Origin of the sequence: Microcoleus sp. bin38.metabat.b11b12b14.051, from assembly GCF_013299165.1 — a bacterium.
Lineage (GTDB): Bacteria > Cyanobacteriota > Cyanobacteriia > Cyanobacteriales > Microcoleaceae > Microcoleus.
The window spans coordinates 50,498-73,423 of record NZ_JAAFKD010000033.1 but is presented as its reverse complement, the minus strand read 5'-3'; the positions used below and the strand labels follow the sequence as shown (position 1 = coordinate 73,423).

Sequence of the window (22,926 nt, the reverse complement as noted above, 5' to 3'; positions counted from 1 at the left end):
TTGTTGTTTGAGAATAGACGCACGATTTGACATAATAGAGATAGATTTTTGTGTTTGTAAGGCAATGATCTATATATATATTGCCTTACAGATTTTTTTTTGCTCACTTTTTCAGTGCCATTGGACTTTAGTCCTCACTACGAACCTTTTTGATTCCAGGTTCGTAGTGAGGACTTTAGTCCTTTGATTGATGCGGACTAAAGTCCTCACTACGAACCTTTTTGATTGCAATTGCTTGCAATTGTTCTCGATTGACTTTACCTTGAGCATTGCGAGGCAGTTCTTCGACAACGACCCAATTTTTCGGTCGCTTAAATTTGCTCAACTTATCTTCTATTGCCGCTTGCAGATTTTTGACAGTAACTTGAGAATTAGCGGGAACGTAAACAGCCGTAACAACTTGCCCCCAATCTTTGTCTGGCAAGCCAATTACAGCAACATCCGCAACTAAATTGGTATTCTTAATGGCGGCTTCGACTTGGGCAGGAAATACGTTTTCTCCGCCTGTGATAATCTTGTCGCTGTTGCGTCCGACAATATTTAAGCAGTTATTTTTATCAAAAAATCCTAAGTCATCTAATTGAAAATATGGGCAGTCGCCAAATAGTTCTGGATAATAACCCAACGCTAAAGATTTAGTATTAACTGTAATTTTTCCAATTTCATTGTAGCACAAGATATTGCCGTTTGCACTGCGAATAGTTATTTTTGCGTGGGGTAAAGCTTGACCAGAAGTGTTATTTCCCGCCAGAAAATCTTCTGATTTAAGTGTAGCGATTTGCGAGGCGGTTTCTGTCATGCCGTAAGTCGGCGCTAATTTGATTTGATGGTTTCTCGCTGTGGCTAAAAGTTCCGGCCAAGCGGGAGCACCGCCCAAAAGTACGGTACGAAACCGGGATAGCCAATTAGCTGTATCTGGGTTTTGCAGCAGCCGTTGCAGTTGAGTTGGTACCAAGGAAATGAAAAATTCTTCGGGTTCGGTATCGCATTTTTTGCCTGCTTCTAGTGCTTTTAATGACGCAATTGACAGTTTTCCGCTTGTCGTAAAAGAGCGCATAAATTGCATGAAACCGCTGACGTGGTATAATGGCAAAACGCAATATGAGTTAATTTTGTCAACGTTAAAATATTGTTGAAAACCTTGGACTGAGGCTGTGAGGGTTTCCCAAGTGTGGATGGCAAAACGGATTTTTCCAGATGAACCGCCGGTGGGAATCATGATCGTAGCTAATTCGTCAATTTCGGGTGAAGGTAATTCTGGTGAATCGAATCCCGGCGAATCGAATCCCGGCGAATCGAATTCGCGGCTACATAAACGAAGTCCGCCTCCGCGGACTGGGAGAGGGGTAAATGTGTTTTTAAGGTCAGTATCTTGTTCTAAAATTAGGTCTGGTTGGACTAAATCAAAGACTTGTTCCCATTCTGCTTTTACCCAGGTGGGATTGCAGAGAAAAATCTGACATTTGGCGGCACGGGCGGCGATGAAACTAGCAAGAAATTGCACTGCTTCTGGTTCTGCTATGCAAATTTTGGGGGCTGTTTCTTGTGTTGAATTTTGGGTGATTTGTTGCAATTGCCGATCGACTATTCGGGCAAATTCGCCGCTATCACAACCGACAAGCCAATTATCCGGTAAGTCTAAGGGGAGATGCAGAGGATTTACTGTGAGATTTGTTACCATAGATGCTGTTACCAGGTGTCTTGATTGTCGTCGAACCAGGAATCGGTACCGAAGCCTAGGGCTCTTTTATTTAAAGATAGTTTTGTTGCTAAATTCAAGGCTGCTTGTCTGCCGATTTTGGTTTCAAATACTGATGAGAAAACTGCATCTATATTGTGAGTTTGACAAAATTTACTCAGTTGGGATGGAGAACCGCTAATCGCAGGTTTGATGACGAAAATTCCCCGCCAGCCTTGGCTGTAGCATTCTTGGATGCGATCGAGATTGGCGGCGGATTCGTCTAGGGCGATCGGCGTGGCATAAGTAGCATTCAATCTTACCATTTCTGGAAACTGTGCGATCGCCAGCGGCTGTTCCAAAAATTCAATCTCGGCGGCCAAATCTGGTGTTGCTGTGACGTTATCGCAAGCTTCCAGCCATTTTTCAGCCTCAGAGTAGGTGAGTCCCCCATTAGCATCTAAGCGCAAAAGTGGTTTCTGGCGATCGCCCAAATCGTCCATTACTGCAATTAGCTGCTGAAAAATTCTTAATTCTTCCTCAATTGCGGTAACGCCAATTTTCCATTTAAAAGTCCGATATCCCTCCAACCACAGCATTGGTAAAGCCTGCAAAACTGTTTCACCAGCAGGTAATAAGCCGCTGCATTGATTTTTCGAGATTTTGTCTTGACGGAGTGCATTTCCGATAGCTTCGGTGAGATTTTCCCAAGCTGACTCAAAGCCAAATTGACAAGCAGGTAATGCAGCGGAAATAGCAAAAATCATCTCTGATGAAATATTAGCAGGTAACTGTTGACAAAAATCTAAAGCTTGCTCAAAAGTTTCGGAACCAAACCAACTCAGTGGCGCTATTTCTCCCCAACCAATTTTACCATTTTCGTCAATCAATCGCAGGATAATTCCTTCTCTAATATCCCAAATCCCGTGACTTGTTTGTAATGGACGCTTGAATTTTCGCTGATAGGTGCGAAACTCGAATTTATATAGCATTTACTTTTTAGTCGATTGTCACTCAGGCCAAAGAAACCGGGTTTTTACCTAATTTGTCCGTAACAACGAATAACTTTCGTAAAAAACCCGGTTTCTGACTGGCCGTTAATCATCCGTCAGGTGAAAGAAACCGGGTTTTTACCTGATTTGTCGGTAACAACGAATGATTTTCGTAAAAAACCCGGTTTCTGACTGCGGGTTAATCATCACTAAAGCCAAAGAAACCGGGTTTTTACCTAATTTGTCGATGACAACGAATGATTTTCGTAAAAAACCCGGTTTCTGACTGCGGGTTAATCATAAAATTGTCGCACAACGGCGACAAAGTTATCAACATTTTCAAAATGGATATTGTGACCAGCGTTTGGTATAATCTTGAAAGTAGCGGTCGGACATAAACTGGCAATTTCTGCATTGATACCTTGAAATTTATGATCATCTTCTCCCGCTAACAAGAGGAGAGGGATTTGATTTTGTGCGAGTTTTTCCCAGAGAGAGGGCTGCTTCCCGGTTCCCATGTGGCGGAGAGATTTCGCTAATTCTAAGGGATTGTTGGCTAAGCGGCTTTCTACAAGTTGGTCGAAGTTGGGGGATTTTTTTAAGGATTTGAATAAAGGGCGATCGTACCAGTTTAAGATAAAATCTTTGATGTTGCTATTTTCGAGGTTTTGTGCTGTTTGTGCATCGGATTCCAGGCGGTGCGATCGATCTTTTTCCGTCTTCAATCCTGGAGAAGCTGACTCTAACACCACTTTCTCGAATCTTTCAGGAAAATATAAGGTCATGTACAGCGCCAATCGCCCGCCCATTGAGTAGCCCAACAACAAACATTTGTCTATTTGTAATTCATCTAATAAGTGGATCAATGCTTTGGCTGTATTTGACATATTGTAGCAACTTTCGTCGCCGCTGACTCTAGTTTGTCCGTGGCCGGGAAGGTCAACTGCGAGATAGCAATAATTTTTAGATAATAAGGAAATCACGCTGCTAAAGTCTTGACTGTCGCCCGTGAATCCATGCAAAAATAGAATTATCTGCTGATTTTTGTCGCCTGTTAAAGTATAGTGAAAGTGATAATTAGTAAAATTTAACATCTAGGACAATTATTAGTTAAATTTCGTTATGTTTGTAGTAAGGACTTTAGTTTTTTTTGACTAAAATCAAAGTGGAAGGACTAAAGTCCTCACTACGAACCTAAGATTGCATTTTACCGGAATTCTCGCTCGCCCGATTTACAGCACAAACCCCAGCGCCAGCAGCAAACCGCTCACAAAATGCAGCGTCACTGCGATAAACTTAGAGTTGCTGACCTTTGTTGGTTGGTCGTGATAGTCTGCGACATGGCGGCAAAGGTCGATCGCAAAAAACAAACTCCCAAAAATCAACAGCGTCCAAATTGGGAACATTCGCAACAGCACAAACAGCACAGTCAAAGCATAAATGCTGCCGCACAACCACTGCAACAACTGTGCACCTTTCTTTGTACCAAGTCGGACAATTGGCGACTTTTTCCCCGCCGCCACATCATCTGCAACTTGGTGAAAGTGCGAACAAAATAAGATGATACTTGTAGTAATTCCCACGATTGCCGCAGCCCCAAAATTAGTAGCAGACCAAGTTTGATTTTGACTATAATAAGCAGCAGCCAAAGCTAGCGGCCCGAAGGTGAAAAAGCAGATGATTTCTCCTAAACCTTGATAGCCCAAACGAAACGGCGGCCCTTGATAAGTGTAGCCGAGGGCGCAGCACAAAACTACTAGCAAAATTACTGTTGGGTCTTTTTGCCACCATGAAATACCGCAGATTCCCGATACTCCCAGTGCTAAAAACAGATTAGCCAACCAGAAAATTAAAGCTTTGTTTCCGGTTAAGTTCACCAAAGAATGTGCTTTATTTTTATCTATCCCTGTTTCCGAGTCAAATACATCATTCGTGAGATTCAGCCATGCTATAATTAAAATGGCTGACATTAAAAAAATCGAAAAAATTGACGAATTAATCGTTTGAGTTTCGGCAAAAGCAATGGCAGTTCCTACTGAAATAGGAATCACCGCAACGCTGTACATTGGCGGCTTGATTGCCGCCAGCCACAATTTACTATTTGAAGACTCAATTATCTTTGTTGTCATTACACAAAATTGATGCAATTGATAGCAGCTCAGTAATTTTACAATTTTATTGGTGAAGAATGTCTGCTCTGTCTCGATTTGAGTGGGCCTCCGGCATCCGTGGATAGCCTTTGCAGCCTCTGGCGCGCCCGCGAATGCCCGCCGGTAAACCCCTGCGGGGTCGATCGCCTTTTACCGAAATTCGCCCTCTCAATCTTAAAGTTTTATGTCTAAATGTTTCGGGCGATCGCGCGTTGGCAGATATTGCAGAAGAGAATCGTCTGTTTTCTGCCCGCAGCGCGCCCAAACTGTGGGGAAACTCTAAACGTCATGTTTGGCGATGTGCCGCAGCGTGCTTAGATCGAAATAGGGATTATAGCGGGACAAAACCGCACTCTTTCTGACAAATCTGCTATTCTCGATTTCATGACAGTAATACCGCACCGCACCAATCTTTTGCAAGACCGCAATCAACTGTATCAGTTGCTGTTAGATTGCCAGCAGTCTTTAACCGAAAAAGATCAAACAAAAATAGTTAGTATTTCTCAGCAAATTGCCCCCGTCGATCCGCTAGTTGTACTGCAAGAGATTTCCGAACCCGATGGCAGACACTTTTATTTTGAAAAAAGAGACCCCATTGCAGGCAACAGTTTTGCGATCGCCGCCCTAGATTCGGCGATCGATCTCACAGTAGCAGGAAGGGATCGATTTACCACCGCTCAAAATTTTATTCAATCAAGTCTTTCCCAAACAATTACCATCGGTACGGAACGCTTGCCATTTAGCGGCCCGCACTTTTTTTGTAGCTTTGCCTTTTTCGATGAGAATGTCGCCACCAATTCTTACTTTCCCCCAGGCACCATATTTTTACCAAAATGGCAAATCACTCGCCTCAAAGATAGCTGTACAATTGTCGCCAATGCGAAGATAGACCGAAATATAAATGTTAAAGTTATTACTGAATCTATTGGCAAACAATTTGATAATATTGCCTCTCAAAAATACATCAAATTAACCACTACCAGCCAATCCTCGATATCTTTAAAACAAATTCCTGTGAATGATGCCACTCAATTCAAAACATCGGTCAAGTCAGCTTTAGAATTAATAGAAGCTAAATTTTTCAGTAAAATTGTTTTGTCACAAGCTATAAATGTCATTTCCCAAACTCCTTTTAGCTTAATAGATTCTTTAAATAACTTGCGCCTCACCTATCCAGGTTGCTACGTGTTTTCTACCAGTAACGGCAAAGGTCAGCAATTTATCGGCGCTAGTCCAGAACGCTTAATTAGTATTCACAATAATCAGTTGATCGCAGATGCCTTAGCTGGTTCCGCACCGAGGGGCAAAACTGAGGCGGAAGATGGGAATTTAGGGCAAGGTTTACTCAACAGCGAAAAGGATATTCGAGAACATCAAGCTGTAATTGACTTTATAGTCGATCGCCTGTCGAGTCTCGGCATCAATCCCGACTTTTCCCCGCTACCGAGACTGCTGCAACTATCCAACATTCAGCATTTGTGGACACCCATCAGGGCGAGAATTCCCCCAGATATTCACTTGTTGAAAATTTTATCCCAACTGCATCCAACGCCAGCGGTGGCGGGCGTACCGAGGGATATTGCCCTACAGCAAATTCGGGGCTGCGAAACCTGCGATCGCTCTTTGTATGCAGCACCCCTGGGCTGGATCGATCGCACTGGTAACGGTGAATTTGCCGTCGGCATTCGATCGGCTTTAATCGATGGATCTCGCGCTATACTCCATGCTGGTGTTGGAATTGTCGCAGGTTCGGAACCTGAGAAAGAACTAGCAGAAATTCAACTCAAATTGCAAGCACTTTTAAATGCTTTAGTTTAGGAATAAACAAAACTTACAAATCAATAATACATTTCTGTCATTGCGAGGAACGAAGCAATCGCAGGATTTGTTTTTCATCGGTTCTCCGTAGGTTCTCAAGACATTACAAAAATATCGATCGCGAAAACAACAACAAAATGCTTGACTTTCGGAACACAAACACCCTCTGGGCTTCCATCCTAGCCGAGACATTACAGCGACTAGGGCTAACCACAGCCGTAATTTGTCCCGGTTCGCGATCGGCACCGCTAACCATAGCTTTCGCCCAGAATCATTTAATAGAAACTATTCCCGTACTCGACGAGAGATCGGCAAGTTTTTTCGCATTAGGAATCGCCAAAAAATCCGGTTTACCAACTGCGCTAATTTGCACATCTGGAACCGCCGCAGCCAACTTTTATCCTGCCATAATAGAAGCCCGAGAAAGTCGAATTCCGCTGCTAGTTCTCACCGCCGATAGACCCCCCGAATTGCGCGACTGTCACGCCGGACAGGCGATCGACCAAATTAAACTATACGGCAATTATCCCAACTGGCAAGCCGAATTAGCCATACCTGCTGCGGAAATTGGGATGCTGGGTTACTTGCGGCAGACGATCGTGTATGCGATCGAGCGATCGACCTTTCCGACACCAGGCCCAGTCCACCTCAACATTCCCCTGCGCGATCCGCTAGTACCCATTTCAGATATTGCTATAGAAGCTTTAGAAACACAATTTGATTCAGAAGATTTCTTTGCAGGATTAGAACCGATTGTTGTAGGCGAAACCTTGACCCCCCCCAGCCCCCCCTTGCTAAGGGGGGGAGTAGGAAGTGCAATAGAACCCAGCCTCTCCTTGTTAAGGGGGGGAGCAGGAAGTACATTAAGACAATGGCAGGAATCTGAAAAAGGGATAATTATTGCGGGGGTTGCACAGCCTCAAGATGCCGAAAAGTATTGTAGTGCGATCGGCAAAATTTCCCAACTATTAAACTGGCCAGTCTTAGCCGAAGGATTATCGCCCTTAAGAAACCACGCCCAACTCAACCCCTATCTAATTTCCACCTATGATTTAATCCTACGAAACCGCGAACTAGCAGATAAATTAACCCCAGAAATCGCCATTCAAATCGGAGACTTACCCACAAGTAAAGAACTCCGAAACTGGTTAGACAAAACCCAACCCAAACGCTACATAATCGACCCCAGCCACCACAACATCGATCCCCTACACGGCAAAACAATTCACCTACGAACCTCCATAGAAAACCTCGCAACTAAATTAACTCTTGTAACTCAAGTCCCCCCCCTTAACAAGGGGGGGTTAGGGGGGGATCGAACCTCTGCCAAAAACTCTTCTCCAGTCCCCCCCCTTACCAAGGGGGGGCTAGGGGGGGTTCTTATCTCTCCATCCCACGAATACCTCCAACTTTGGCACAACACCGAAACCCAAGTCCGACAAGCAATAGACGAAAAAATGGCAGCAATCACCAACATCATCGAACCAAAAATTCCGTGGCTGCTTTCCCAAATATTGCCACCAGCCACACCGATATTTATTTCTAACAGTATGCCCGTCAGAGATGTCGAGTTTTTCTGGAAGCCAAACAACTTACAAATAAAACCTTACATCAATCGCGGCGCCAACGGCATAGACGGCACATTGTCAACAGCTTTAGGAGTTGCACACCGGAATCAAAGCAGTATCATGTTAACAGGCGATTTAGCACTTTTGCACGATACGAACGGTTTTTTAATTAACAAGAAATTTGTCGGTCATCTGACAATTATTTTAATTAATAACAACGGCGGCGGAATTTTTGAAATGTTGCCCGTTGCCAAATTTGACCCGCCCTTTGAAGAGTTTTTTGCCACGCCGCAGCATATAAATTTTGCTAGTTTGTGTGCAACTTACGGCGTGGAACATGAGACAATCGACGATTGGGAACAGTTGAAAGAAAAGATTTTGGTGCTGCCAAATAGTGGCATTCGGGTCTTAGAATTGCAAACAGATAGGCGTGCCGATGCTAAATGGCGGCAAGATAATCTCGGTAAATTTGCCAAAGGTTTGTAGTGAGGACTTTAGTCCTTTATTTAAAGATTTAAGGACTAAAGTCCTCACTACGAACCTATGAGGACTTTAGTCCTTTATTTAAAGATTTAAGGACTAAAGTCCTCACTACGAACCTATGAGGACTTTAGTCCTTTATTTAAAGATTTAAGGACTAAAGTCCTCACTACGAACCTATGAGGACTTTAGTCCTTTATTTAAAGATTTAAGGACTAAAGTCCTCACTACGAACCTATGAGGACTTTAGTCCTTTATTTAAAGATTTAAGGACTAAAGTCCTCACTACGAACCTATGAGGACTTTAGTCCTTTATTTAAAGATTTAAGGACTAAAGTCCTCACTACGAACCTATGAGGACTTTAGTCCTTTATTTAAAGATTTAAGGACTAAAGTCCTCACTACGAACCTATACTGCTGGTTGGGCTAGCAGCGGATCTAATCCTCCATCGCCATCAAGTTTGTGAATGTCATCGCAGCCGCCGACGTGTTGGTTATTAATAAAGATTTGGGGTACGCTGCGCTTGCCGTTAGCCCGATCGGCCATTGCGCTTCTGGCCGCTTCGTCACCGTCAATTTTGTATTCTGTGTAATTTACGCCTTTCCACCACAGCAAGGTTTTGGCGCGGATGCAGTAGGGGCAGGTTTGCCAAGTGTAAATCTCAACATTGGCTTTGATGCGATCGGGCTTGCGGCCCAAAATGGGATTCAGAAAATCAAGCATTTTCGGTACAGGGGTAAAAATTGAACAGATTGAGGGATTAAGTTATTTTAGCTAAACGCCGTCAATCCCGCGTCCTACCAAAGGTTTGGGTGACATGGAATTGCCCGCCGCCACCTGTAGCGTTGTGATTCGAGTCACAAATTCACTTCATTGGGATCACTTACGTATACCCTAAATAATCACCTTCGGAACCTCATTAATATCACCGATGTTTTCAGGAAACCAGGGCATTATGAATATATCGAATTCAACCGCACTGCCATGAAAGCTTTACAACTCCTCCCCGGCGCTATCTCTGAAATCCTCGCTTCTGTAAGCGACACAGGCGTTTTGACTTTAGCCGATCGCTACGGTTTGATGGCCGCCACCTTGGACGAGTCCCTGAATGACGAAGATAGAGGCTGTGTCAACCGCTTGCTGCGGGCAGTCATCAGAGGCCGGGTGAAAATGGTCAACGAACTTTCAGCAGCCATCTAAGGTGAGTCAGGGGTAGATAAGGATGGCGAAATAGATTGGCAGTCGATCGCCCGCCGGAGTCCCAGAGACTTGATATAACGGCTATTTGAATTCGATTTAAAGTTTTCTCCTCCAACAAAACAACGGTTTTTTTCGATGTGCAGCCTGCAACGGGCTGCTTTTTTTTGGACTTACTTGTCAGAAACCGGGTTTTTTCGCAAAATACTGGATTCAAACCATTAATCTTGGTAAAAAACCCGGTTTCTTGAGTCCCTGTGCGCTTCCAAGTCCCCTAATCGCGGACTTCGAGGTTGTACTGGCGGCAGAGGGCGATCAGTTTTTGTTGGAAGCGATCGCGCAGTTTCTGGGGCGAAACAATCACGCAATCTTCCCAATACCGCGATACTTCCCGTATCAGCCAAAAAGGATTAGAGACATTCCGCACAACTTCGCGGATATCTCCCACAACTCGATCGCTGATATCTCTTGCCCTCGGATCGTAGGCGTTGACCATGCCACGATAAAAATGTAAGTACACTTTTAAGAAATCTAAGCCTTCACTGCGCCAGAGTCCGTCCGTTTTGACGATCGACTGAATGCGATCGAACCGCAGACAGCGATTGTGGATCAGTTCGGGATAATCGGGATTTTTGATGTCATCGGTCTCTTCGCACCAAATTTCTAGGTAAAACCGCTTTTCCTCAAAGGAAATCTCGGCATAGCGAGCTGTATATGCCAAATCCTCTCCTTTGGGATTGCGGTACAGAACCAGAAACGGTTGTCCGTCGTTGATGTATTCTTCGGCTTGAATGCGCCACGCTGCGGTGGGTTGAATGGCTTGTTGGAGGAGGGACTGGCGCAGAGGGGCTGCGAGGTTTCCTCGACCGATCAGAAGTTGTGAGACCGATCGGGCTTGCTCGACATAGCCTGAGTCGATCAGTAGTCTGATGGCTTGTTGTAAGGCTGCGACTTCGCTGGAACTGAGGGTGAATGGTTCACCTACATCGAGTCGGTGTTGGGCGATCGCGACCAATAACCCCGATACGCTGGGGGATTTACCCCATAAGATACCGAGGCGAAGGGCGATCGCCTCTAGCTGCTCCTTGGTTCCAGATGGTATTGAAAGTGTAATTGTCTCTTTTTTGCGAACCATCAATAAAAGTGTAACTACATACTTGACAGATTAGATTTCGGATGCAATTATAAGTCTAGTGCAAGTACAAACATCTGAGATGACGAGGGCTATCGATTTGAGAAACGCCGATCGAACAGCAGCACGAAACTGATCGATTGTTGTTGAACAGCAATAATTAAGGTGTAATGCGACAAGTCAGGGTTTTAGGGAAAACCCTCTTTCCCTAGCCCTGTAAAGATAAAGTGCTGGAGACCAACTATTCTCTAGACATAAAATTCGCTTGACTCATCCTCAAATTCACTCTACAAAACACTAACCATGCTCCAAATTTCCCCAACCCTGGCTGAACTTCGGGAAATTGCTTCACAACTTCCCGATCGAATTCCTTACCTCAAAATGCTAATTCTCTTTGGTTCTCGCGCCAGAGGTGATACTCACGCAAAAAGTGATTGGGATTTTGCGGCACTTTGCAATATGGAACTTAGAGAAGAATCTTGCAAAGATAGGGGATTTGCTTGGTTTGAAGTTCCTCTAATTTTGGGTGAATCTTTTAACCTCAATAGCGACAATATTGATGTTGTTGAGTTAAATCAGTGTTCGCGACTGATTGCTCACTTCATTGCTCGCGATGGAATATTGCTTTATGAAAAAGAGCCTTGTGAGTTTGAAGAGTTCATAAAAAATAATCTCATGAGCGATACAGAACTGAAAGAAACAGAACGTCAACTTCGCCAGAATATTAATGATTTTCTTCAAGAATGGGGTGTAGCATGAGTATTGAGAAATCTGTAGTTTTAAGCAGACTCCAATTTATTGCAAACAATCTTCAAGAATTGAAACGATTTGAATCGATGAGCCTTGAATATTATCTAGATAGCTTCGATCAAAAAACAATTTCTGAAAGAATTATGGAGTTAATCATTCAAGCAGCCGTGGATATTAACGAGCATATCCTAACTCGCAAGATGAATGCTGTCTCAACTGGTAATCGGGAATCATTTTGGCAAGCTCAAAAATATGGAATCATCTCAATTGAGGTAGCAACAGAACTATCCAAATCAGGTGGATTACGCAATATTTTAGCTCATCGATATCTAGAAATAAATTATGTCATTTTATTGAATTCTGTTCGGATTGCTTTAATATATTACCCTCTGTACATCCAGCAGGTTGCTGAATATATTTCAAAAGAACCCTAAAAAATGGCTCGCGAACATCAACAGGTTGAATGACAAATATGACCAATTCCATTCCCGAAGATTACAAAAAATTACTGACAGAAGTGAAGCAGCGAGTTCGTTCCGCCCAGTACGAAGCACTCAAAGCAGTCAACAAACAACTGATCGAACTGTATTGGGATATTGGCAAAACGATCGTGACTCGCCAACAAGGCGCAAGTTGGGGCAAATCAGTAGTGGAACAACTAGCAAAAGATTTGCAGGCTGAGTTTCCAGGTATTAGTGGGTTTTCGGATCGTAATATTTGGAATATGCGAAACTTTTACACCACGTACAGTCAAAATGAAAAACTGCAACCAATGGTTGCAGAAATTGGTTGGACGCATAATGGGGTCATTTTAGAGAAGTGTAAACCCGATGAAAATCCGGCTATCGGCATCATTCTTTGCAAATCCAAAAATAAAACCATCGTTGAATATGCGCTGAGAGAATCGAACAAACCAATTGGTGTGGCAACTTATAAGATTGTTTCGACGGTTCCTCAAGAATTTAAAAATCAACTACCCGCACCAGAACAAGTTGCCAAACTTTTAGAAGGAATAGATTAAAAAATAATATCAAATGAACTAATTAGGGCGAAAATATGTCAAGAAAAAGTCTGCTTTTTGACGAAACAACAACAAATTTAGACGATCGCTATTTTGCCGAAGTTCGTCCTCGGCTGTACGAACTGCATACCAAACACTCACAGTACGGCAGTCGCCAAGGACGCACCCTCGCCGAACATTTGGATTCTGCTTGTCAGTTCGTCCTGACTGCTAGCAAAATAGCCGGAGTTCCCGACGATAAACGTGCTTGCATTTTGGCCGCAACCGCCGTTCACGATTTGAATAAATTGACAGATGAAAACGACAAGCGCAATGTTAAAGCATTAGCGCGCGATTCCCTACGGGATAGCTTCGCTTCACGCACTTTTCTGCAAGAACAACTCGATCGCGCTGGTGTTGCCCAATTCGCCCAAACCGATGAAGAACTAGAACTCATCCGCCGCCTGATAGAACGCCATTCTGGACACAGCGCCAGCGACGGAACGCGCTTTTTGCCGGAAGATCCCAACATCAAACGTTGGGCTGCGATGTTGATTGGGGGTGACTTATTTGACTTGGGAATTGAAGAACAAAAACGCATTCGCAAAGTTGAAAATGAGTTAACAGTTGCCTTGCAGCGTCCCTGTAAGTTGTTTCATGTCAGCCTTTCCGAAGACAGAGGTTATCTGACTTCGCTGTTGCTATCAGCTTGCGAAGAGGTTTTGCACGATCGCAATTTACACACTCTTGCGATCGACCCCAACGGCCAGATTTTTGTCGGCGAAGCCTTTCCCGACGGCGATTTGAGCAAAATCATCGCTCAAAAATGGCAGCAAAAGATCGATCGCGTTTTTAGCAACAACATCGAACAACTCGTTAACGCCACCAAAGACGGCATCAAAATTGACCCGCAAGCCATCCAACAAAACCCCGAAGCAACCTTAGATGAAGTAGATAAATTACTGGTAAAAAAAGCCAGCGGCTACAAAGTCGAAAAAGTCGCCAAGGACATTGAAAAATACGGCGGAGATGCTGGAGAAACCGCCGTTACCGCCGCCGCTGCTGTCGGCTTGCATCCAGTATCAAATGCCGAAGAATTCGCCATTTCCGAAGGACTAAAAACTGCTTACCTCAGCTATCGCGCTGCCGAACTCAGCCCCAAAGATGTTTGGGATCGAATTGCCGCGCAAGTCGGGCTGTCTCCCGAACAGCGGGCTGCCTTAGAACCGTTTAACGCGCAGTACGGACGCTGTTTGTTTGCGGCCAAATCCATCGAGGGCGATCGCGAAGAGATGCTAGAAAAGGTATTTGCTGCCTTAGAAGACTCATTTAAACTGCGCCCAACAGCAGAAGTAGAAGTTTCCGCAGAATTAGTGAATGCAGTTCGACAATTACTCAACTTTTCCACACCCGCAAACTCGCAAGGTTTTAACGAACTAACAGCATACATTGAAGCCAACCCCCGCCAGCGCTGTTCCTTGGGAATAACATCGCTGCAAGTCGGCGAATTAAGTTCCCCAAAAATGCCGCCAGGAACCAAGGTTCAAGCTTTTTCTAATCGCCTTCCCGGCGGAATGATTGCCGAACCTAAGAGGCGGGCAGATAATTTATCGGCACTTGGTTATCAGTTGATGGCAGTTGGTGCAAACTTCCCAAATGCTGTCAAACAAGACCCGCTTTATCTGCACTTTGCCTTGCCCAAAGGTTCGAGTGTGGAACTCAGAACAATTTGGCAAAACTTTCTAAAAAAGACCGCAGCCAAGAACGAAGACGGCACGGTAACAGTTGATGAACTGCAACTTTACCGCAATAACTCCCTCATTTTTCAATCAAACAAAATGGTTGGCTTGGCACTGCCAAAACGTCCAGAATTTATCAACTCAACAGTAACAATCCCGGTACTTTGGGGAGAAGTTAATAATTCTGTGGCGTTGCTAAAGTCGCTCAGGTTGGCATTGGAAATGAGTTTAGCTTTTGATTTTGGCTTTCCCTTTGTTTTAAGTGCGAATCTGGAAGTCGAACCTACTTGGGACTTTTTCGCCAAAGTTGATGGAATTCCATCATCATTGCAGCCGCTATTGGGCAACGGTCAATATCGGCGGGATGGTCATTTTTCTGAAAAAGAACGATGCGCTGTAGTGACGGCAGAAAAAGTTTTAGAAAGGCTGCGTTGTATTGGCAAACTGACAATTTCAGTGGCAAGTCTTAGGAAAAAAGATGATTGTCTGTACGACTTAGTGCGGGCAGTAAATCGTCCTCTCAGCTTGTATTACGTCCTGCTGCGGTGGATTTTGCGAGAACAAGACGACCCCAATTTGGAGGCGATTTGGTCTCGCATTCGAGAACCTTTGAATACTTTATTGGAGAGTTTGATGTCAGAAGAACACGATCGCGTTTCTAGCTATCTCAAGCAAGCCGCACACCTTGCGGAATCTGCCAAATTGCGGGGTAGTTCCTTTCGCCGCACTGCCCAAACTGAACCGTTTTCAGAGTTTATCAAGGCCGTGCGATCGCGCAAATCTCACATGGATTGGGACACGATATTTGCTGCCCTAGCCCAGCAATATCACAACCGTCTCGATCGCATTCGAGAACATGGCGTGGGTGCGACAAAATACGAACAAATCAAGCAGTTTTATCAAATCTTGAAACAACTATTTGAGGAGGTTTATCACTCGCGGCCTGAAAGGTTATTGACTGATAGTAAAACTCTTGAAGCTGCCTACTTGTTCTTTTTGCAAGAAGCCCGTCAAGAATTGAAGGCTGAAACTGAAAAAAAGTCTGAAATCACATCTACAACCACATCTGAAAACAATTAGGAGAGTTCAAAATGTCGATCGCAAAACTGCAACCATTCCTCGCCCCCAGCTACGAAAACTTCCCCAAAGGCCGTACCATTGGTATGGTTGTCCTCCGCACAACGCAATCGGAAACCATTTTCCGCACGGAAGGAACGGGCGAACCGATGTGCAGCGAATACGTGCAAGCGGGGATTGAGGATACCGAATCAATTCCTCGGTTGGTGATGACAAAACGCAAACAAGTTGCACCGGAAAGACGGAAAGGACGCGAATTTTTGCGATCGCACAATCTCCTTCATACCGCACCGAAAACAAATGAAATCTGTGCTCTCAATACCAATGCGCCTTGCGAAATGTGCGTTGATTGCTTCCTCTACGGCTTCGCGGCGGGTGGAGAAGGCGCACAAAAAAGCCGAGTTTGGACAGAAGATGCGTTTAGTGTGCTGCATTCTACAGAACTGATTGGCGATCGCACGATCAATGCTATCTTTGAAACCGGAACTATGCGCGACGAAAAAGGTAACGCTTCCACCGCCCTAAACACCAGCGAATACATCAAGCCAGGAGTTCATTTCCTCGATATTGTCACCCTCAAAGATGTCACCGCCGACGAATTACGCTACACCCTCGGCAACATTTTGCTAACAACTCGTTACGGCGCTGTTTCCAGCCGCGTCGGACGCATGGACAATCAAATTCTCGGTATCTTTGGCGGTATTGCCGAATTGCCAAGTTCTCTCGAATTAGTACAGGGAGTTTACGATAAGCTGAAAGCTAAAAATACAGACCTCGAACATCCTTTCAAAACTCAATTTTTAGTAGATGCAACTCAGGAAATTATCAGCACTTGGACAAACAAACGAGGTATTTCTATGCAGTTGTCCGCCGCCGAATGTGATGCACTGATTGCCGATGTCGATCGCCATTGGTCGCTACCAGAACAAGAAACTTTCCTCAAACGCTTGGATGAATCTTATGCCCCGTGGCGCAAGGTGAGGAGTGAAGGAGGCGGGAAAAAAGGAAAGGGGAAAAAGTCAGAAGAATAGTGCTCGTAATGGGCGAGGCTTTCGCCCTTCCCAGAATTATGAAACAGGAGAAAAGTCTACATCTTCATACAAGTCCTCGATCGCACAGGAAAAATCCACGCTAGTCAAATGAATTGTATCTCCTGCGCGATAGGGATAAAGAACCCATTGTCCGCGATCGTTGCGGCGAAAGACATCGACTTGGATTCGATTTTGGCTGATGAGGACGTACTCTTGGAGGGATTCTAACTGTCGGTAATCGGCGAATTTGTCTCCGCGATCGAAAGCTTCCGTTGTCGGAGATAAAACTTCCACAATCAAACAGGGATGACGCAAGAAATTGCTAAATTCCCTGTCCCGGCGATCGCAAGTAACGGCAATATCTGGATAGTAATAGATGTTAATCGACTCAATCCGAACTTTGGTATCAGAAAGATAGGGCAAACATCCGCTACCACGCAAATGATTTCTTAACAACGAACCAAGATTTATCGCAATGAGTACATGAACATTACTTGCCCCTGCCATTGCATAAACATCACCTTGCCTATATTCATGCTTGCTCTCACTTTTTGCTTCTAGCTGGAGATACTCTTCTGGAGAAAGATAGTTTGAATTTTGACTTGCAACCATATTCTTCATCCCTTTTAATTTATGATTCAAAACCCGTCCGACTTCATATTGACACATTCCACGGCACGCTTAATCGAACTGTGGTGCGCCGAACCAGTGTTCTTTGCCTCGCGAGAACTTTCTGATACTTATTATACCGAAAGTGCGATCGGCAATTATGCCTTAGCCTACGCTTTGGGTTGGGCGCGATCGCCCTATCGACTCACCGGACAAGACACCAGCAGACCCCGATATATTGAGGATTTAACGCCGCTTTCCGGTCAAAGTTACATCCTCCCCGCGTGGCCTGCTAACGGCACTGTATCCTTGCGATTTGAGCGGTTTAACGCCCTTTCTGACTCCTATTGGTATGCGATGACAAACAATCGCGTGGCAACAGCGCGGGAAGATGTGCCGCTAAGTCGATCGGGCAAAAAACCCAGTACCTACCGCCCCAGCAACTTCCCCCAAACTGGGCGGTTGCGGATGATTGAACGAGGAAATCGGTTTCAAACATTGGTATTTGGCGATCGCGAATTACCCGAATACATCCGCGTCGGCAAATTCACCAGCAAAGTCCGCGTTGACATCCTTAAAAAATTCGATGTCGTGCAACTTCCGAGGGGCGATTATCGCTGCAATACCTATCTCAGCGCGGCCGATATGCCTGCAAACATCGAACTCCTTGCTTTCGACTTAATTTCGATGCCACCCACATCGTTATTAAAGAATCTTTCCTTTCGCGGTGAAGCGCTGCAAGTAGGTGATTTCATTCTCCCAGCTAACCTTGAATTTTGCGGTCAAAATCACAATGGATAATCTGAAAATTCAACTCGAACCTGCCTGCATTTCTGCTTGTCGCCAATTGCCATCACAACTGGAATTTATGGAACAAGCTTTGCAGCATCAAGTCGATATTTATGCAGCGTCAGAAGATAACGATATCGTTATCGATACCGCGCCGACGGGAACGGGAAAAACGCAAGCAGGATTGAATGTTTTACTGCACAACCCTCAACGAAACGCGATCTATATTGCGCCGACAAATGCCTTGATTGACCAACAAACAAAAACGGCCCAAGAGTTTGTTCGTAAAGCAAATTTACCGCATCTCGTCAAAGCAGCTTCTGCTAAAGAAGTCAATTTGTGGCCGGACGATCGCGTTGGGAAACGTTCTGGCGAAAAAATCTATAATGTTTTGCGAGAACCTGCAACAATTTTTCCCGAATGCGGTGGTGGTAGACCTCTGTTGTTAGTGACCAACCCGGATATTTTCTATTATGCCACGTTCTTTGCTTACAATAAGCTCGATCGCGACAACATTGCTAGCGAATTTTACAGCAGTTTCTCGACGGTTATTTTCGATGAATTTCACCTTTATAATGCCAAGCAATTAGTCAGCTTATTTTTCTATCTCGCTTTATCCAAAGAATTCGGTTATTTTCAGCACAACCGCAAAATTGTACTGTTGACAGCAACACCAGAACCTGCTTGCGAAGAAGCATTGAATGTCCTAGGAAAAAATGGTGTCAGAATTTATCGAACTGACAGCAAAAATCAAATCAAAAACTTGCTTCCTTCTCAAACTCAAGTCAATCTCGAAATTCGCAAGCAGCCGGAAAAAGACCAACTGATTACAGAAATCGTCGCAGAAGTTGTGCGGCGGCTGCGCGAATTTCCTGACGAAAACGGGGCGGTGATTCTCGATGGGAAGGATACATTAGGAAGAATTAGCGATCGACTGCGCGATCGCGGATTTGCCGATTTCTGCGGGCGGATTACGGGCGATACACCCAAGGAAGAACGCCCGCAGGCTGCCCAAAAACAAGTGATTCTGGCTACAAGTACCGTGGATGTCGGCTTCAACTTTGAACGGGACAATCCGCCACCCAGACAGAATCTCGACTGGTTGATTTTTTCAACGCGCGATCGCTTTGCATTTTGGCAGCGGATCGGGCGTGTGGGGCGGGTTTTGGGGAAAACGCAAACCGATATTGCTTCAGGGGCGATCGCCTATTTACCCGATCGGGCGTGGGAAGAAGGAATCGCACAACTTGACTGTAACGGCGGCCGCAATTCCCTAACAGAAATGCTAGCAAGTTTAGACTGCATGAAACGTCCGTTTCTAGAAATTTACTGGCGATCCGAAGCATTTCTAGAAATTGCCAAACCCTTACTCGAACTAGAAATATTGCTGGAAAAATTGCCCGAAGCAAGTTTAGTCAGCCAGCTTTATCAAACGCTGCAAATCGTGTTGGGAGGTAAACGAGATTGGAGTTCTTACCGCCAGCGGATGAAGGTATTGCAAGGTGCCGAAAATGTAGCCAAGTCTACTATCAAACAAATTCAAAAAGAGTGGAAATACATTAAAGGCGGTCAAAACTGCGTTATCAGTTTTATGCAAGCCAACTATCCCGAAGATTGGGAAGAAATTCGTTCGGGGAGAAGTGCGATCGAATCAATTGAGGAAAAAATTTGCAAACACCAAAAAGTCGCCGAAGAATTCAAAGAATATGCAACGATTCTCAAAACTAGCTATGCGCCGCTGTTTAAATTCCGAGAAAGCTTGTTTGAAAATATCAAAATTTACGATCCGCACAACTTCTTACTCGATGAAGTAGGCGAAACCAATCTCGATCCGATTCACCTGCTGAGATATTTTGAATTTGACTCCGATGAACGTGGAATTGTGCTTACCGATCGCGCCACCGAAACCTACGGACTGAAATTCGCCTTGCAAGTTCCAGACTTAGAAGAATTTGCTAATAATTATCTCTGCAAACTCTATGCCTTCAAAAATTGTACGATCGAACGGACGATCGACAACTGCGTGCGTCCCACAGCCCTAATTTCCCAACTTTCACCACCCTTAATGCCTGGTGTAATAGTCAAAGAACACCGCAAAAATAGCTGGGCAATTCTCAAACTAAGAAAACAAGGAGTCGAATGCTATTCAATTACGGTAACAGATATCTTTGGTGCCGAAAAAGAATATAAATTTTTTCCAAGTTTATCGGGCATTTTGGCGATCGCCTCCGCCGGCATTGCCTTAAAATGTCCTGACAATCAAGAATTCTGGGTAATCTAAATCATGCCACACAGCCTAGTCCTCAACCTCCTCCCCCTCTCCCCAATATCCCCCGGATACCTAACGGGAAGACACCTGCACGCCCTCTTCCTCACCCTCGCGAGTTCCGTTGACAAAGAACTCGGCGACTACCTCCACGAAGCCGCAGCAGATAAAGCCTTCACCCTCAGCCCTTTACAAACTAAAAAATGCCCTTTCAAAAAACACCATTACCTGCAATGGGAACACACAGAACCTATTCCCGAACATACTCCATGTTGGTGGCGAATTAGTCTCCTGGATGACTCTTTGTTCGGCAAATTAACTCACCTGTGGCTGAATCTCAATCCGTCGAAGCCGTGGCATTTGGGCCCCACTGATTTGTTGATTACTAAGATTCTAGGAACGCCACAACTCGATCGCCCTTGGGCTAATGCTTGCGATTACTCTCAATTGTACGAACAAGCATCGGAAACTAATCGATTGATTGCGTTCAGTCTGGCGACTCCGACTGCGTTTCGTCAGGGTAAATTTGATTCTGTTTTGCCGACAAGAGAATGCGTTTTCAACAGTCTCCTCAGTCGCTGGAACAAGTACAGCGGGATTGAATTTTTACCGCTGGTACTAGATTCAGTTTTTTCGAGCTTTATCAATATTAAGACTGAAGCTTTGACCAATTATCATAGCAATTTTGTCGGGATTGTTGGGGAGGTTAGTTATCGGATTTTAGGAGATGTGAAGCCGTCAGCGATTAAACAAATTAATGCTTTAGCTGATTATGCTTTGTACTGCGGAGTGGGAAGAAAAACGCCGATGGGTATGGGTATGACGCGGCGGATTTTTATTAAATAATTCCCAGATGCAGGCGCATTCACTCGGCGATTGAAATCGCTTCTACACAAACGAAGTCGGCCTCCGCCGACTGGGGAATAAGAGTTGTTAGCAAAAACCATTGCAATTATGAATGATAGTGATGATTACATTTCGATCGCATCCTTGAACCAATACTCTTACTGTCCTCACCGCTGCTGGCGGATGTTTTGCGCGGGAGAATTTGCGGATAACCAGTATACCATAGAAGGGACGACTTTGCACGATCGCGTTCACACTATGGGCGAGATGAATCGCGATGAAACTTGGCAGGTACGCGCGATTTGGCTGAAGTCGGAACGCTACAAGCTGATTGGTAAATCCGACTTGATTGAATCGGAGAATGGTGAGTTGTATCCGGTTGAGTACAAGCGGGGGCGCAAGGGGGAATGGGATAATGATGAGTTGCAAGTGTGCGCGCAAGCCTTGTGTTTGGAAGAGATGACGGGGAAAAGTATTGCGACTGGATATGTGTATTACGCGCAGTCGCACCAGCGGCAAAAAGTGGAGATTTCTGAGGTGTTGAGGGAAGAGGCAGTGGCGACTATTGAAAAAGTCGCTGCTCTTTTGCGATCGGGAAATATACCGTTACCAGTTTACACCGCTCGGTGTTCGGGATGCAGTCTTTCTTCCCAATGCCTGCCCCAAGCTGCTAGCAAAGTCAATCGCTATCAAGAAGCAAGTTAATCTGCCAATAGGAGAATTCACCATGGGAACAGTTTACGTCACGCAAGCAGATGCTTTTATCGGCAAAATAGATGAACGTCTTACCGTTAAAGCTGATAAGAAAACTCTCTTGGACGTGCCATTAATTAGAATTGACGGTGTTGTTGTATTGGGACGTGCTACGGTTTCTCCTGCTGTTGTTGTGGAATTGTTGGAACATCACATTCCTTTAAGTTTTCTGACGGCAAACGGACGCTATTTAGGGAGGTTGGAACCGGAAATGACTAAGAATATTTTTGTGCGGAAAGCTCAGTGGAAAGCCGCAGGTGAATCGGAACAAGCGGTACATTTAGTCAGGGGGTTTGTACGCGGGAAGCTAAAAAATTATCGCAATACTTTGTTAGAGTGCCAGCGCAAATATACTCAACAAGATTTTGAAAAGCCGATCGCACAATTGAAAGAAGTAATCGGATCGGTTGATAAAACTTCAAATATTAATTCGCTGCGAGGATTAGAAGGAGCGGGTAGTGCGACTTATTTTGGCTGTTTCAATCGGCTGATTCGGGTGCCGGAATTTAGCTTTGAAGTTCGCCGTCGCCGCCCGCCTACTGACCCGGTAAACTCTCTGTTGAGTTTGGGATATTCTCTGCTGCGGCACGATGTTCAAAGTGCAGTGAATATTATTGGGTTCGATCCGTATTTGGGATATTTGCATTTTGAGCGCTACGGGCGTCCTTCTTTAGCACTGGACTTGATGGAAGAATTTCGACCTTTGGTAGTTGATGCTGTGGTGTTGGCGGCGATCAATTTGCAGAAAATTTCACCCAGCGATTTTACAGTAGAACCGTTGAGTGGTGCGGTTTCTTTAACAAAGGAAGGGCTGCACAATTTTTTGCGGCTTTACGAGCAGAAGAAACAGTCAAAGTTCAAGCATCCAGTTATGGGAAAGCTGTGTACCTATCAAGAAGCATTTGAAATTCAAGGGCGGCTGATGGCTAAGTATTTGATGGGTGAAGTTGACAAGTATCCACCTTTGTTTTTGAAATAGCTTCTTTGCTTTTGTCGCACCATCAAGGTATTTCTCATGAAATTGAAAAGTATCCACCTTTGTTTTTGAAA

General features: G+C 44.7%; 20 protein-coding genes. 13 read left to right on the top strand and 7 right to left on the bottom strand.

The annotated features are described in order from the left end of the window. Positions 1–175: 175 nt before the first annotated feature. The 4 genes from QZW47_RS25535 to menA all read right to left on the bottom strand — a co-directional run bounded on the left by QZW47_RS25535 (position 176) and on the right by menA (position 4,799). The gene (locus QZW47_RS25535) at positions 176–1,681 is read right to left on the bottom strand and encodes a 2-succinylbenzoate--CoA ligase (protein ID WP_293133522.1); all 1,506 of its coding nucleotides are present in this window, start codon (positions 1,679–1,681) and stop codon (positions 176–178) included. A gap of 8 nt (positions 1,682–1,689) precedes the next feature. Further along, positions 1,690–2,670, bottom strand: a complete 981-nt coding sequence (locus QZW47_RS25530) for an o-succinylbenzoate synthase (RefSeq protein ID WP_293133519.1) — start codon at positions 2,668–2,670, stop codon at positions 1,690–1,692. Between the two features lie 293 nt (positions 2,671–2,963). Then, the gene (gene menH, locus QZW47_RS25525) at positions 2,964–3,764 is read right to left on the bottom strand and encodes a 2-succinyl-6-hydroxy-2,4-cyclohexadiene-1-carboxylate synthase (protein WP_293133516.1); all 801 of its coding nucleotides are present in this window, start codon (positions 3,762–3,764) and stop codon (positions 2,964–2,966) included. A 138-nt stretch (positions 3,765–3,902) separates the two neighbouring features. Then, positions 3,903–4,799, bottom strand: a complete 897-nt coding sequence (menA, locus tag QZW47_RS25520) for a 2-carboxy-1,4-naphthoquinone phytyltransferase (RefSeq protein WP_293133513.1) — start codon at positions 4,797–4,799, stop codon at positions 3,903–3,905. A 405-nt stretch (positions 4,800–5,204) separates the two neighbouring features. Between menA and QZW47_RS25515 the strand changes: the two genes are divergently transcribed. Both QZW47_RS25515 and menD read left to right on the top strand, forming a co-directional pair. Further along, positions 5,205–6,638, top strand: coding sequence for an isochorismate synthase MenF (locus QZW47_RS25515; protein ID WP_293133510.1), 1,434 nt, complete (start codon positions 5,205–5,207; stop codon positions 6,636–6,638). A gap of 137 nt (positions 6,639–6,775) precedes the next feature. Beyond that, complete coding sequence (gene menD / locus QZW47_RS25510; protein WP_293133507.1) at positions 6,776–8,692, top strand: 2-succinyl-5-enolpyruvyl-6-hydroxy-3-cyclohexene-1-carboxylic-acid synthase; 1,917 nt, start codon at positions 6,776–6,778, stop codon at positions 8,690–8,692. Between the two features lie 403 nt (positions 8,693–9,095). Here the strand turns inward: menD and grxC are convergent, their stop codons facing one another. After that, positions 9,096–9,410 (bottom strand): glutaredoxin 3, encoded by a 315-nt coding sequence (grxC, locus tag QZW47_RS25505; RefSeq protein WP_293133504.1) that lies wholly within the window; start codon positions 9,408–9,410, stop codon positions 9,096–9,098. 261 nt (positions 9,411–9,671) lie between these two features. Here grxC and QZW47_RS25500 point away from each other — a divergent pair, with 261 nt between their 5' ends. Further along, positions 9,672–9,887, top strand: coding sequence for a hypothetical protein (locus QZW47_RS25500; RefSeq protein WP_293133501.1), 216 nt, complete (start codon positions 9,672–9,674; stop codon positions 9,885–9,887). Positions 9,888–10,158: 271 nt separating this feature from the next. Here the strand turns inward: QZW47_RS25500 and QZW47_RS25495 are convergent, their stop codons facing one another. Further along, positions 10,159–11,019 carry a WYL domain-containing protein gene (locus QZW47_RS25495; protein WP_293133498.1) on the bottom strand — a complete coding sequence of 287 codons (861 nt, stop codon included), beginning with the start codon at positions 11,017–11,019 and terminating at the stop codon, positions 10,159–10,161. Between the two features lie 300 nt (positions 11,020–11,319). Here QZW47_RS25495 and QZW47_RS25490 point away from each other — a divergent pair, with 300 nt between their 5' ends. Genes QZW47_RS25490 through cas7d form a run of 5 tightly spaced genes read left to right on the top strand, consistent with a single transcriptional unit; the run spans position 11,320 to position 16,613 of the window. After that, complete coding sequence (locus QZW47_RS25490) at positions 11,320–11,775, top strand: nucleotidyltransferase domain-containing protein (RefSeq protein ID WP_293133495.1); 456 nt, start codon at positions 11,320–11,322, stop codon at positions 11,773–11,775. Then, positions 11,772–12,200, top strand: a complete 429-nt coding sequence (locus QZW47_RS25485) for a DUF86 domain-containing protein (protein WP_293133492.1) — start codon at positions 11,772–11,774, stop codon at positions 12,198–12,200. Before QZW47_RS25490 ends, QZW47_RS25485 begins: the two co-directional genes overlap by 4 nt. A gap of 38 nt (positions 12,201–12,238) precedes the next feature. Further along, positions 12,239–12,787: a PDDEXK nuclease domain-containing protein gene (locus QZW47_RS25480; RefSeq protein WP_293133489.1), complete on the top strand. Its 549-nt coding sequence runs from the start codon at positions 12,239–12,241 to the stop codon at positions 12,785–12,787. A 35-nt stretch (positions 12,788–12,822) separates the two neighbouring features. Next, positions 12,823–15,585: a CRISPR-associated protein Csc3 gene (locus QZW47_RS25475; protein WP_293133486.1), complete on the top strand. Its 2,763-nt coding sequence runs from the start codon at positions 12,823–12,825 to the stop codon at positions 15,583–15,585. 11 nt (positions 15,586–15,596) lie between these two features. Continuing rightward, the gene (cas7d, locus tag QZW47_RS25470) at positions 15,597–16,613 is read left to right on the top strand and encodes a type I-D CRISPR-associated protein Cas7/Csc2 (protein WP_293133483.1); all 1,017 of its coding nucleotides are present in this window, start codon (positions 15,597–15,599) and stop codon (positions 16,611–16,613) included. Positions 16,614–16,649: 36 nt separating this feature from the next. On the opposite strand, the gene QZW47_RS25465 is transcribed toward cas7d, so the two are convergent. After that, positions 16,650–17,225, bottom strand: coding sequence for a Uma2 family endonuclease (locus tag QZW47_RS25465; protein WP_293133480.1), 576 nt, complete (start codon positions 17,223–17,225; stop codon positions 16,650–16,652). A 21-nt stretch (positions 17,226–17,246) separates the two neighbouring features. On the opposite strand from QZW47_RS25465, the gene cas5d reads away from it, so the two are divergent. The 5 genes from cas5d to cas1d all read left to right on the top strand — a co-directional run bounded on the left by cas5d (position 17,247) and on the right by cas1d (position 22,855). Beyond that, complete coding sequence (cas5d, locus tag QZW47_RS25460) at positions 17,247–18,023, top strand: type I-D CRISPR-associated protein Cas5/Csc1 (protein ID WP_293133477.1); 777 nt, start codon at positions 17,247–17,249, stop codon at positions 18,021–18,023. Continuing rightward, entirely contained in the window at positions 18,016–20,292 is a 2,277-nt protein-coding gene (cas3, locus tag QZW47_RS25455; RefSeq protein WP_293133474.1) for a type I-D CRISPR-associated helicase Cas3', read from the top strand. Before cas5d ends, cas3 begins: the two co-directional genes overlap by 8 nt. A 3-nt stretch (positions 20,293–20,295) precedes the next feature. Further along, positions 20,296–21,123 carry a CRISPR-associated endoribonuclease Cas6 gene (gene cas6 / locus QZW47_RS25450; protein WP_293133471.1) on the top strand — a complete coding sequence of 276 codons (828 nt, stop codon included), beginning with the start codon at positions 20,296–20,298 and terminating at the stop codon, positions 21,121–21,123. Positions 21,124–21,231: 108 nt separating this feature from the next. Next, positions 21,232–21,828: a CRISPR-associated protein Cas4 gene (cas4, locus tag QZW47_RS25445; RefSeq protein ID WP_293133468.1), complete on the top strand. Its 597-nt coding sequence runs from the start codon at positions 21,232–21,234 to the stop codon at positions 21,826–21,828. 22 nt (positions 21,829–21,850) lie between these two features. Next, entirely contained in the window at positions 21,851–22,855 is a 1,005-nt protein-coding gene (cas1d, locus tag QZW47_RS25440; protein WP_293133465.1) for a type I-D CRISPR-associated endonuclease Cas1d, read from the top strand. The last annotated feature ends 71 nt before the right edge of the window (positions 22,856–22,926 follow it).